At 40.4% G+C, this 13,187-nt stretch carries 10 protein-coding genes; 5 read left to right on the top strand and 5 right to left on the bottom strand.

The annotated features are described in order from the left end of the window. Positions 1-451: 451 nt before the first annotated feature. The 3 genes from REC12_RS00915 (at position 452) to REC12_RS00925 (ending at position 5,830) form a co-directional block, all read left to right on the top strand. Positions 452-1,846, top strand: a complete 1,395-nt coding sequence (locus REC12_RS00915) for an MDR family MFS transporter (RefSeq protein ID WP_308891712.1) — start codon at positions 452-454, stop codon at positions 1,844-1,846. A gap of 538 nt (positions 1,847-2,384) precedes the next feature. After that, a complete protein-coding gene (gene ppsA, locus REC12_RS00920) occupies positions 2,385-4,997 on the top strand; it encodes a phosphoenolpyruvate synthase (protein ID WP_308891713.1) in 2,613 nt (870 codons plus the stop codon). A gap of 659 nt (positions 4,998-5,656) precedes the next feature. After that, positions 5,657-5,830 (top strand): Spo0E family sporulation regulatory protein-aspartic acid phosphatase, encoded by a 174-nt coding sequence (locus REC12_RS00925; protein WP_308891714.1) that lies wholly within the window; start codon positions 5,657-5,659, stop codon positions 5,828-5,830. Positions 5,831-5,879: 49 nt separating this feature from the next. Here the strand turns inward: REC12_RS00925 and REC12_RS00930 are convergent, their stop codons facing one another. Further along, positions 5,880-6,440 carry a phospholipase D family nuclease gene (locus REC12_RS00930; protein ID WP_308891715.1) on the bottom strand — a complete coding sequence of 187 codons (561 nt, stop codon included), beginning with the start codon at positions 6,438-6,440 and terminating at the stop codon, positions 5,880-5,882. 944 nt (positions 6,441-7,384) lie between these two features. Here REC12_RS00930 and REC12_RS00935 point away from each other — a divergent pair. Beyond that, complete coding sequence (locus tag REC12_RS00935; RefSeq protein WP_308891716.1) at positions 7,385-7,627, top strand: hypothetical protein; 243 nt, start codon at positions 7,385-7,387, stop codon at positions 7,625-7,627. A 115-nt stretch (positions 7,628-7,742) separates the two neighbouring features. Here the strand turns inward: REC12_RS00935 and REC12_RS00940 are convergent, their stop codons facing one another. Continuing rightward, complete coding sequence (locus tag REC12_RS00940) at positions 7,743-7,976, bottom strand: hypothetical protein (RefSeq protein WP_308891717.1); 234 nt, start codon at positions 7,974-7,976, stop codon at positions 7,743-7,745. 840 nt (positions 7,977-8,816) lie between these two features. Here REC12_RS00940 and REC12_RS00945 point away from each other — a divergent pair. Next, positions 8,817-9,068: a hypothetical protein gene (locus REC12_RS00945; protein ID WP_308891719.1), complete on the top strand. Its 252-nt coding sequence runs from the start codon at positions 8,817-8,819 to the stop codon at positions 9,066-9,068. An 86-nt stretch (positions 9,069-9,154) separates the two neighbouring features. Here REC12_RS00945 and REC12_RS00950 read toward each other — a convergent pair whose 3' ends face one another. The 3 genes from REC12_RS00950 to REC12_RS00960 all read right to left on the bottom strand — a co-directional run bounded on the left by REC12_RS00950 (position 9,155) and on the right by REC12_RS00960 (position 12,427). Beyond that, positions 9,155-10,321, bottom strand: a complete 1,167-nt coding sequence (locus REC12_RS00950; RefSeq protein ID WP_308891721.1) for an MFS transporter — start codon at positions 10,319-10,321, stop codon at positions 9,155-9,157. Positions 10,322-10,653: 332 nt separating this feature from the next. Further along, positions 10,654-11,166 (bottom strand): hypothetical protein, encoded by a 513-nt coding sequence (locus tag REC12_RS00955; protein WP_308891722.1) that lies wholly within the window; start codon positions 11,164-11,166, stop codon positions 10,654-10,656. Positions 11,167-11,578: 412 nt separating this feature from the next. Next, positions 11,579-12,427, bottom strand: a complete 849-nt coding sequence (locus REC12_RS00960; protein ID WP_308891723.1) for a hypothetical protein — start codon at positions 12,425-12,427, stop codon at positions 11,579-11,581. Positions 12,428-13,187 lie beyond the last annotated feature (760 nt).

Here is a 13,187-nt window from a genome sequence, read left to right on the forward strand (position 1 = left end):
TACATTTTAACCTCCAAGTGCACGGTTTTATTAACCTTAATTCATAGTTCCTTGCACTAAAGATTCGACGAAAATGCCCAGAAAACCTTGCAAAATCAGGCTCTTTCCTGTTTTTTTGCACTCGTTAGCAAGCCCTAATTAGAGTGTGAAGTATTTTTATAAATAAAAGTGAATATATTGTACGTAGAAGTTTAGAAAACAGTATAGACCATAAATCGCCAGATTGTTCCATATTTTATGGACAGTCTGGCGATTTTATTTTTTAGGGTATGCGAAGTAACTTTTCCAAGATTAGAAGGAATACTTAGAAACATGCTGAATACTTGGTAGAGGATTATATAGTGGGGTATCCTTGGAAAATCACAATCGGATTGCCATCTGACCGTCGGTTTTTTTTTGTTGAATTCCCGAAGCATAAAGGAAAATAGGTTATTGACAGGAGTATTAAACGTTGGAACTTCAAAACTTAAGTCGGAAAAGAATCCGTTTCATTATTATTGGCTTGATGCTCAGTTCACTGCTTTCTGCGATAGATAGTACGATTATTGGAACAGCCATGCCTAAAGTTGTCGATGACCTTCAAGGAACCAATCATTATACATGGCCCTTTACTGCCTATATGCTTACTTCAACAATTTCTATCCCTATCTTTGGCAAACTGGCCGACCTTTTTGGCCGCAAACCTATTTATTTTATTGGCATTATGACCTTCATTTTGAATTCAGCTTTGTGCGGTATCTCCGATAATATGCTGCAGCTGATTCTTTTCCGGGGTCTGCAAGGGATTGGCGGGGGAATTCTCATTTCCGGGTCAATGCAAATTGTGGGAGAACTATTTCCGGTGAAAGAACGGGGCAAATATATGGGAATTATCTCATCAGTGTTTGGTTTTGCCAGCCTCATCGGACCGACAGCAGGGGGAATTATTACCGATAACCTAAGTTGGCGCTGGATATTTTATCTTAATTTGCCTATTGGTATCCTGGCAATGATCATAATGTTCCTGGCACTCCCCTACCAGCGCTTAAAAGAACATCACAAGATCGATTATGCGGGAGGAATAGCCCTGATCTTTGCTTTAGTTCCTTTGTTACTGGCCTTTTTGTGGGCCGGCAAAGATTATGCCTGGAGGTCAGCTCCTATTGTTAGCCTGCTTGTTGTCGCAGGCATAATGATAGGAATGTTTATCATCCTGGAAGGCAAAGCTGTGGAACCTGTTGTGCCCTTGTCCATGTTTAAAAATTCTATTTTTCTGGTTTCTGTAATAGCAGCATTTCTCTCCAGTATTTTGCTGTTCACCGTTGTCATATATATCCCTTTATTCGTGCAGGGGGTTCTGGGCTCCAATGCCACAAGATCCGGCGTGATTATCACCCCAATGAATTTAAGCCAAGTGGTCACAGGAATCATCGTCGGACAAGTTATCGCCAAAACGGGTAAGTATAAGGGATTGGCAGTTCTTAGTTTTGCTGTTACAACAGTGGGGATAGGATATTTATCTGGCTTAGGTGCAGGTGTTCCTAATTTCCGGATGGTGGCCGTGATGATTCTCTTAGGTGTAGGGGCGGGAACGATAATGCCGGTGCTTAGCATTGCCGTCCAAAATGTCTTTTCTCAGGAGCAGATTGGCGTCGTTAGCGCGGGATTGCAATTTTTTCGCAACCTAGGGGCAACCTTAGGTACAGCTATTCTCGGGACGGTTATGGCGTCGGGGATGAAAAACGGACTTGCCCATGCTATTCATAATGTGTTTGTACTGGGGTTCTTTGTTGGGGCAGTCGGAGTAGTAATAATCTTTTTCCTTAAGGAAATTGAGTTGAAAAATAATATGGAATTCAAGGAATAGCTCATGGCAATGCCAAATAAACGAAGTTCCTAACAGTGAGAAGAGTCGCAGATAGGACAAAGGACTGCTCCAACACCGAGCCTATTATGATCCCTGGACTGGCAATAGATTTTATCACAAAGTTAAGAGGAATAGCGACTATAGAATCCCAGGCCCTTCCGGCCTGGGATTCTGTTTGTCATCTTGATGAACTACAAACATTCAGCGCTTGGGGAATAAAACTATGTGACAAATATCTAAAAATGCTGGTTTTGAGATAATTACCGCCTTAGATGCTCAGCGCCCCGAAGGTGCAGGTATGGAGAAAGCATCGTATACTTTTCCTACTTTAATTATAACATATAAAAAATTGTAAACACAGACTGTTTGTTCCTATTGGCTGCTGCTATAATGCAAGAGCACCTTAAGGCGATTGGTCCGAGGGGTATAGAGAATAATGTCAAAAGAGACATTATAGGCTAGGGCAATACTCCGGTAAATCCTTTCGCCTGAAAGATATTGGCAGAATTTCCAAGAAAGAATCAAAGGAGGAAAACCTATGATTCCCTTTGTGCTTGGTTTTCAGGATATTGAAAAAACAAAACTCATGCTTGTCGGGGGCAAAGGCGCGAACCTGGGGGAGCTGGCTAAGATTGCAGGAATCCATGTGCCAGATGGCTTTTGTCTTACTACTGAAGCCTTTAAAAGAATCATGGCGGAAAGGTCGCTTAAGGAATTACTTGATCAGTTAGCCCTTCTCAAAGCGGAAGACCGGGATAAAGTCGCTGAACTTAGCGCGGAGATCCGCAAGGTCATTGAAGGGATAGCCATTCCTCCAGAGATTATTGAAGAGATTACCCGCTTCCTCTCCGGGTATGATGAAAGAACTGCCTACGCGGTGCGGTCCAGCGCCACGGCAGAGGATTTGCCGACGGCTTCCTTTGCCGGCCAGCAGGATACGTATTTGAATATTATCGGCCAGGAGGCAATCTTCAAGCATATCAGCAAGTGTTGGGCTTCCTTGTTTACGGAGCGCGCGGTAATCTACCGCCTGCAAAACGGATTTGGCCACAGTCAGGTTTATTTAGCCGTGATCGTGCAGAGGATGGTTTTTCCCCAGGCTTCAGGGATTTTATTTACCGCCGATCCGCTTACTTCCAACCGCAAGCTGCTATCCATCGAGGCTGGGTTCGGGCTGGGAGAAGCACTGGTCTCTGGCTTGGTATCTGCCGATTGCTATAAAGTGCGGGGAGAGGAAATCATCGCTAAGCTGATAGTAGCCAAAAAATTGGCTACCTATGGGCTCAAGGAAGGCGGAACAGAGACCCGGCGGATCGATCCCGAGCGGCAAAAGGCTCAAACTCTCACTGATCAACAAATTTTACAGCTGGCACGCCTGGGAAGGCAGATCGAAACTTATTTTGGCGGCCCGCAGGATATCGAATGGTGTTTGGCTGAGGATGTATTTTATATTGTTCAGAGCCGGCCGATCACTACGTTATACCCCGTCCCTGAAGGGAATGATCAGGAAAATCACGTTTATGTATCTGTCGGTCATCAACAAATGATGACCGATCCCCTAAAACCCCTGGGCATGTCTTTATTCCGGTTAACCTCCTTTGGACCCAGGTTTGAAGCGGGTGGCAGGCTGTTTGTTGATGTTGCCCGGATACTGGCTGCACCGGACAGCAGAAAAACGTTATTAAATGCCATGGGACAACATGATCCGCTCATGAAAGACGCACTCCTGACCATAATTGAGCGAGGAGATTTCCTAAAATCATGGTCTAAGGATAAGCAAGAGCAGAGTCCCGGTCAAAGCGATAAAGATATGCCGTCTGCGGGTTCTCCGGCGCCCGTCGAAAACGATCCGACCATCGTTTCTGATTTGATTAAGCGCAGTCAAACCTCAATAGAAGAGTTAAAACAAAAGATCCAAGGAAAATCAGGAGCGGATTTAGTTGATTTTATCCTGGCAGACATCCAGGAGTTAAAGAAGATTTTATTTGATCCGCAAAGTTCGCGTGTGTTTATGGCTGCGATCGATGCTTCAGTCTGGATCAATGAAAAAATGAACGAGTGGCTGGCTGAAAAAAACGCAGCGGACACGCTTTCTCAATCTGTACCCAACAATATTACTTCAGAAATGGGTTTGGAGCTGCTCGATCTAGCAGACGTGATTCGTCCATATCCGCAAGTCATTGCTTATTTACAACAGGTAAAGGATGACAGCTTTTGGGCTGAACTGGTTGCGTTTGAGGGCGGAGGGGAAGTCCAGGACGCTATCCGTGCTTTCCTCGGCAAACACGGAATGCGCTGTGCCGGAGAAATCGACATTACCAAACCTCGTTGGAGTGAAAAACCAACGACCCTTGTCCCCTTGATTCTCAGCAACATCAAAAACTTTGAGCCTAATGCCGGGAAGCGGAAATTTGAGCAGGGGCGGCGTATTGCTTTAAAAAAAGAACAAGAGTTGTTAGAGCGCTTGAGGCAATTACCGGATGGCGAAGAAAAAGCCCAGGAAACCAAACGCAAGATCGACCTGGTCCGGAATTTCATCGGTTATCGTGAATATCCCAAATACGGTATGGTTAACCGTTACTTTGTTTATAAACAGGCTTTGCTGAAAGAGGCCGAACAGCTCGCTCAAGCGGGCGTTATTCGGGAAAAAGAGGATATTTACTATCTCACATTAGAAGAACTGCGCGAAGTCATAGGCACCAATAAACTGGATTACCAGGTCATCAGCCAGCGAAAAGAGGAGTATAAAGTATATGAAAAACTGACTCCCCCGCGGGTGATCACCTCGGATGGCGAAATCATTGCCGGGGAGTATAAGCGAGAAAATCTCCCGGCCGGAGCGCTTGCTGGTCTGCCTATTTCCGCCGGAGTTAGCGAGGGACGGGCACGTGTCATCTTAAAGATGGAAGAGGCTGATCTGGACGACGGAGATATTTTAGTCACTGTCTTTACCGACCCAAGCTGGACTCCTTTATTTGTATCCCTAAAAGGCCTAATCACCGAAGTTGGCGGCCTGATGACCCATGGGGCGGTTATCGCCCGGGAATATGGCTTACCTGCGCTTGTCGGAGTGGAAAATGCCACTAAGCTGATCAAGGACGGACAGAGAATCCGGGTCAATGGCGCGGAAGGTTATGTGGAAATTCTTTGACGGGGAAGATGCTTAAACGTTAGATGATGTTAGAAGGCTCAAAACAAAGAGAGCGCCTTGACAAATAGTCAGGACTTTTGTTTTGACATAAGCCATAAATTCAATTAATTACCAAAATACTAATTAACACAAATATGTAAATTTATAGTATAATATGTCGATAGCAATTTTAGTTTTTTTTATGTAGTAACGTTTAACTTTATTCCTTCCAATCTTTAACGGAAGGACTCTTTTTCAAAAAGTTTGTCCCATTTTTATAGGGGTTAACCCTAATGGGGCATTGCGCAGAAGACCTCCGGACGCGGTGGTCTTCTTTTTTAACAAATATTTAATGGTTTTTTAATAGAAGGTTCATAAAAACGTAAGAAATATGTTTTATGATATTAGACAAAGGTAATTACCATAAATAAACCTTGAAAAAGATGCTATTAGACTGGCCTTAAATCAATTCAAGCATGGAAGGGATGATCTATAAAATCCTTTGTTTTTAAATCGTAGCTCTTATTGTCAGTGATGGTGCGAAGCCCTGAGAGCTTTCCTTACTGTCAGAAAGTCAGGGTATGTGCTAACTAATAATTTTCATAAAGCGTTCTCGCTGTTCAAATGGAAATATTTAATGGCGGGCATACTAATTCCTAAATAAAACCGGAGGGATTATTATGTCCGAAATCCAAGAAATAATAAAACAAATTGAAGAGCTGCGCTCCAGCATGGTTAGGATAAAAGAGGGAAAAAGTCTGACAGATCCTGAAGTAGTTATTGCCAGCCAGATGCTTGATGCTGTGTTAAATGAATATTACAAGATGCTAAGGCAAAAGTTAGAGGAAAATTAACTATAGGATATCTATTGTAGCGGCAGCCTTGGGCAAAGTGCTTTGTTTGTTATTTAATCTCTGTATAATTCTTGGTATCTTCCCACATTTGCTCAAACTCATTGGCCCAATCTGAAGCAATCTTAGCGTCATGGATTACCACCAATACTTCATCGTTATCCGTTGAAGCGTTTTGGGTGTAATTATATGAGCCGGTAGTCACCACAGATTTGTCAATGATGGAAACTTTCATATGCATCAATCCGGAATGAGTGTCTTCTTTTATAGGGATGTCAGCTTTTTTTAGTAACAACAGCTCACTTGCTTCTGCTTTCGTTTTAGCTTCTGTGCGATCTGTGATGATTCTCACACTTATGCCGCGTTTTTTGGCCGAGACGATAGATTCTACAATGTCCTTTTTTGTCAAACTATAAATGGCGATATCCAGGGATGATTTAGCGCTGTTTATTTGAGATTCCAGGGCTTGTTCAGGGTGTTGATGTGCTCTGGTGAAAAAGTATTCAACTTGACCTGATTGTGCAGTACTTAAAGGCTGTGAGGCAACAGTTGCTGCGCATCCGGACAGGGAAAGAGAAATGCAAAGCAGCAGAGGTATTATTATTTTTTTCATAGTCTATCTTCCTTTTTAAATCTGTAAGACAAGAATTCGCTGAAAGTATAATTTTCTCCTGCAACCAGTTGGATTATAGTTCTTAGCTTTACGTAAATTTATGCGAAAAAACCTAGGCCAAAATGCCTAGGCAGATTTAGTGAATAATTAAAAAAGTGTTGGAATACAGCTTTCAGCTTCTTTGTCGTTAAATTTTCTAAGTCTGAAATGATGTTTAGATACATGCTATTCGGCGTGTCCATCAGATGTTCATATAGATTTCTCAGGCTGTAATCTCAAGGTAAGAAGTAACGGAAACGAAAGTTGAGGCAGCTGAGATCCTGTTAAAGTTTTAAAATTGTTTTAAAAAGGTATTGCAAGATATAATATAATATATTATTATAAATATAATAAAGTAATAAGAATAAATTTAAGAGAGATGATTTAAGAATGAGATTAATTATAACTTTGGTATCTTGCGGGATTTTATTTAGTCTCCTAAAAAGCTTTGCTATTGGCGATCATTAAAAAATTAGAGATTATAAAATTAGAGATTATATAGATACATAGAAGCTTCATGCTGCGCCTCCGGCGCAGTTGATATAAAGGTTTTCACGATTCTCCTCCTCCATCTATCCCTCCGAGTGAGGGGATTTTTTTTTTGGCCTGTTGCCACTTCTAGCAAGGGAGTCTGTGGAAGTACCTCCGGATTTAAACTTTAGGCAGCATTTGGAGGGGGACGGTTTGCCACTTGGTAGGCTTTAACGAAAGCTCTAAGCCTTGAAAAGCGGGTATAAGTCATCTACAAAGGATGGCAGGCAATTATTCTGGAAAAAAGAAGGCTTTGCGTGCAATTAGTGCAATATAGTACGATCAGCTAATGACTTTGGCAATTGACGGAGTTCTTTGCCTTTTCTTATAATTAGCATAATGATATTGGATTACAAAAGAAGGGACGTTGTCTAGTGTTTACTGCAGCAGCCAAGTTAGGTATTGAAATCACCGGCAAACAACCCGTTGGAGAACTAGAACCTATTGATTTTAATGCAGGGAAAAATGTTTCTCCTTTAGCGCCTTTTATACAGAAATGTACTATGTGTCACTCAATTTGGGACTATTACAGTGAGATGACAGAATGTCCAAAATGTAAAACTAAGTTTAAAGTAGTCTCAAAAGAGGAAAAAAGCGAGGAGGGCATTATTTTTTAGGCTTTTTGTGTTATTTTCATTTTCACAAAGGTATTAAACAGTTATGATGTCCCTTACATGCGAGAACAGTTTTGTTAGAAAAGCCCTGGGCAATGCCCAGGGCTTTTCAATAATATTATTGACTTACGAAAGTGACTGAGCGAATAGGAATTCTCACAACGGAACGGGTCCCATCAATTGGAGTTCCAATGTTGGAGAAAAGCTGCGCATTGGTTAACAGAGCAACACCGCATTGAATTCCCCCAAAATTGCCGACCCAAAAACTGGAGTCTTCGCCTATAGCGAGCCTTGCTCCAATAGGATAAGTGTCAAAAAGCCCCAAAATAGATGGAGAAACTCCAAAGCTCATTTAGATACCCCCCTTTGAATTTTAGCCGTTGAGCGGCCTAAAAGAATGATCTGCCATATCTTCTGTTCGGGGGTATCTCACTTTCTAATTCATAGTATGTTTCTTGTCCCTAAATGTGCAGGTGTTTAACATGCAGGGAGTGTAAATGATTTTCAAGAATAATGGAGACAGCTCAAGAATAAGACTTTCCATTATTGCTGTAATTCTGGACGTTATGCTTCTTTGTTTTTTTAAAAGAGATTTTCTGCGGATTCGTTTTATAAAAGTTTTCCCATTCATGGAGAGGCATAGTCTGCCAATATCCGCATTTTCGGCATAACACGATTTCCCGGTTATTTATATAAGCGTAATAATACGTCTCACTTTTGCATTTTGGACATACTAACGTCATGAGGAAACTCCTTTCGGAACCTTTTATATGAATAGTTCCAACCTAGTATGTCCAAGTACTGAAACTATAAGCTTATTGGCATAATAACCAGAGACTTGGCTAAAATGACCTTGTCAAAAATTAATCGTTCTGCCTGGCTCCCATCGAACAGTGGGAGCTTCTTTATTTGGGGATGTGGTTAAAAGCTTTTCATAAATAAAAAATATCATGAGTATAGAGATATACTATCGACATTGTACTAAACTGGTGGTAGGCTTTTAAATGTGAGGTACATTCTCTTTTACCTTCTTTTCAACTCCCATCGGTAAGGATGGGAGTTTTTTTTTGCAGCGAACAGGCGATTTGTTAAGAAACCGTGAATATTTTATGAAAATTGTTGGAAAAGCTGTTATCCACTATAAAAGCGTCCGATTACATATGTGGAGTTAAAGATGAAAGGAGCAAAGTAAATGAGCAGTATTAATCCTGTTTCCTCCCAATATGCGAACGTTTCGCAAAGCCAGCAAACAAATCAAACCAGTGTTGTTAAAAAGCATCATCATCACCAAAAGAGCCAACAAGCAGGGAACACTCAGGATTCTTCGTCCCCACAGGATATCTTGGACCTTGGAAGCCAAAATAATACCCAGCAAATTACCTATTCTAAACCAGTAAACCAAGCTCAAGCCGCCCAGTATGCATCTTTCCCAATTCCTGAATAAACCAGCCAGCCCCCTCTCAAAGTGACAGGGGGCTTTAATACGTTCAATTTATGCGATGGTCCTAATGATTATTTAAATAGCCACTGTTAAACTTCTTTAAATAGAACGCTAAACTTATACATAGACAATACAAAAATAGAACAAGCTAGGGCGATTATAGCCATAACTGAAAACGAGAAAATTTTAGAGAAATGATCCACTAAGATACCCATAACTATAGGGCCAAAGGTAATACCGAGGGAGTATACCGATTGGTAAAAGCCCATAGCCGTGGATTTTTTATCTGCGTCAAAGTTTCTTACAGCAATAGCCATAAGAATTGCCGTAAGGGTTCCTGCGCCAAACCCACCGACAATTTGGAGCGGAAAGAACCAGATGGTCACGGGAGCTACAGCTACTCCGGCACAATACACCGCGAGTAAAGCAAAGCCTAAAGCTATGTTGGTTTTTTCGCTAAGATTTCTCGATGCTTTTGTGCTGACGAAATAAGAACCTATAATATTCATCAAACTAAATAAAACATAAATGATACCAAGTTGAAGCCCCGTCGCTCCAAGTTCTTTTGCTGTACTTGTTGTAAAAGAGTATATTGTCCCAAACATTAAAAACCAGACAAAACCCCCCAAAAGAGAGACTATTAGTAACTTTTTATCTTTCATCACTTTTACAAGGCTGGTAGCGGTAACATTTGTTCTGCCTGCAGTTTCAGGTTTAATAAAAAGAGAAAGAATGAAGCCGGCCATACCAAATACAAAACTTAAAATGAACAGTGAGCGGCTGCCGAACTGAGCAGAGAAGATCCCACCGAGTAAGAACGCAGCTAAGATACCGATGTTTTGGAGCGAGGTGACGAGACCTATGGCTTTTGTCCCTTCCGATCGGTCATAATACGAGGAATAAAGTAATGTAAATGAAATCCATGTTGATGAAGCAACTCCCGATAGAGCGTTAGACAAAAAGAGCATGGCAGGTGAACCAAAAAGAATTATCATCATGGAAGATATACCAGCTAAGAAAGTACCTATAATTATAAAGATTTTATGATTTCCCACGATATCGGTGATAATTCCCAGCGGGATTCTTAACAGCAGTTGGGTAACCCCGTATGCTCCAACGATAACCCCTACAACGGTTGCCGTTATAGAAAGAGATAGTAGATAAGGTGTAAGAAATGGTATGTATACATATTGCGCGAACCAAAACAGGATGGTGATTGTAGCTAATAGAACTCTTTTAGACTCTATACCTGACAATGCTATTACCCCCCAAGTGAGATTAGTCACTTGTTAGTATAACACAATTAAGTTTGAGCATTTTATAAAATCAGTCATAATATAAAAATGCTTAGCAATAAAGAGGTATCCCCTATTGAGGATACCTCTTTGCATGTGATGTTTTCATTTTTTGAGTCTAATAAATCGAATATCAGATATAGCTGTTAAGTTCTCGATTCGAGAATCCATATAACCCATTGTCAATGAGAGAACTCGAAATTTGGTTAATATCGTTCATATAAATATCTGCAGTTGGGTTACAGACAATGGCTCGGATAGACCTAAAAGCAGATATTTAACGGTATAATTTATTATTCAGAATCAATATTAGAATCGGATTCTGGATTTGTGGGCATATTTCCAATATTTAATGCGGTTTTGACCCCAGTTTCTTTGTCTGTTATGGAGACAATAATGGTTTTATCTGAATTATTTAAATTATAGGTTATTGTACACATCCTATCTTTTGGTTGTAGAGCCAGCATTGAATTGACCGAGGAACTTAAAACAAGTTGAGACGCTGGAATTTTTGCTGTAATATCTATACCTTCTTTATTAAGTATCTGATATTGCAATTGAGCGCGTGAATCTAATGAAATAATATCCGTGGGGTCGAAAGAGATTTGAGCGATTTTCAAATCATTGCTATTGCTACTTACTGCATTGTCTGATACTGAATTCACTAAGTTTAGAATTGCAGAGACTTCGATACCTTTTTCCTGCACTAAACTAACCAAGACTTGCTGATCACTCTTAGAAAAATCATATGTTATCGTTCCTATTCCCGTTGCTGGGTCTAAACTTATATCGGTTTTGGAGGCCAATTAAGGCAGTGGCTTTGAGTTCTGTTACCGGAACTGTCTTGGTGATATCGGAATAATGATGGTCTAATATTTTGTATTGGAAGGTTGCTGTATCAGTTCCCGTCTTTGTTAAATCACTTGAAATAAAACTGATTCTGGATATTGCCGAGGCAGTAGTTAATTGAACCGGATCTGTAGTTGAAGCGGGATCTTTAACTGAAACAGGGTCTGTAGCTGAAGTAGGACCTGTAACTGAAGCGGGGTCTATAACTGAAGCAGGGTCTGTAGTTGAAGCAGGGTCTGTAGTTGAAGCGGGGTCTGTAACTGAAGCAGGATCTGTAGTTGAAGCAGGGTCTGTAACTGAAGTAGGGTCTGTAACTGAAGCAGGTTCTGTAGTTGAAGTAGTGTCTGTATATGAAGCGGGGTCTGTAGCTTAAGCAGGATCTGTAGTTGAAGCAGTGTCTATAACTGAAGCAGGGTCTGTGGCTGAAGCAGGATTTGTAGCTGAAGTTGAGCCTAGAGTTGAGCTTGGAACTGGGTCTGGAACTGGATTTAACCCTAATGTATTTAAGACCGCAGTTATTCCAGTTAGTTTATCTCTAAGAGTGGTTCTAATAAGTTGATTTGTATTAGCGGTCTTAAACGTAATAGTACCCGTTCCGGTCGAAGGATCTAAAGTAATGCTTGAATCAACCGATGAAAATGCTTCGATCTGGGAAGCGGGGATTTTTTGAGTAATATCATTGATAAAGTTGATTATTTCATATTTAAAAGTGGAAGTATTTGGCCCAGTCTTAGTTAAAGAATCGGAAAGAAAGTGAATTTCATCGACCTTTTTAAGATTTTCAGCATCGGAATTGCCGATAATTAAAGCTTTTGAATCCCCGCTGCTGTATCTAGGCGTTAATGAAATACTAATGTATTTGTCGGATTCGGAAAAATCATAGGTCAATGTACAGGTTCCAGTTCTTGGATCCAAGCTTGCAGCGGCGCTTTCGCCTCCCCCATTATCCCAACCATTTTTTGAAATTTTCGCTTCAATAAACAGATCGGAAACAGGAAACTCAGAAGTTATGTCTTTGTTATTTACATCAAATAATTTATAGTGGAAAGTCCCTGTGGTTGGGCTGGTCATGTCTAATCGATTTCCAATAATTTCAGTAGATTTAACAGATGGTTCCTGCCAACCAGGGAATAGTGGTGTGGCGAAAACATTGGCGGAAGAGACTAGTAAGAATATTAATGCGAGAACAAAAGATTTTCGAATAGTTCTATAGAACATCTCATAAGCACTTCCTTCTTTGTTAGTTTTCAAAACTTAATTTTCAGCAATTTTTTGTCCTTGAAGACTAATTCTTACTTTCCACAATTAAACTTTGTTTAAAGTGAAAAAGCTAATTTTCTTTATGTTTATTTTCTACAGACTAACGAATATTCCTTCTAATATGAGTAAAATAATGAATAGGAAATAAGTGTAAGTCCTTTAAGCTATAGTTACAGATACCAGTTACCAGTACTTATTAGAGAGATAGATATAGTGGTAAGTATCTTGTCCAAGATTTTTGGAATTGGTCAGTACTTACGATAGCAGTTGTAGTCCTAACGATGCTTTTGGAGTTTGGATGAGTAAAGTATCTGATGGAACCCCGGCAACCGGGCAACAATTTGAACCACAAGGTTGTACTGTATAATCTGGGTAATCCAATTAGCAGTAATTATGTAGGCTTCCGATTTTGATGTTGCAAATACTAGTGTTGCTTGGACTGTTTCTGATTTATATAGTTCACCCTCAAATTTATTTGTTGGGGATAAGGGGCAGGGATGGATTTTAATGATAATTTATACCTATAACTCCGTTTATTTCCATAAAAAATAATTCTCGTGAAAACGAATATTACAAGCTATATAAATTGAGTTAAGATATTCATACAATTTGTCGATATTCTTTCTGAAGCTACTTTATACAAAAGATGAGGATAAAAATGAGAGCATCAGAGGAAGAATTAAAAGCCATTAAATCGGCTATGGATAAAGAAAAGAAG

Source organism: Candidatus Desulfosporosinus nitrosoreducens (assembly GCF_030954495.1).
GTDB lineage: Bacteria > Bacillota > Desulfitobacteriia > Desulfitobacteriales > Desulfitobacteriaceae > Desulfosporosinus > Desulfosporosinus nitrosoreducens.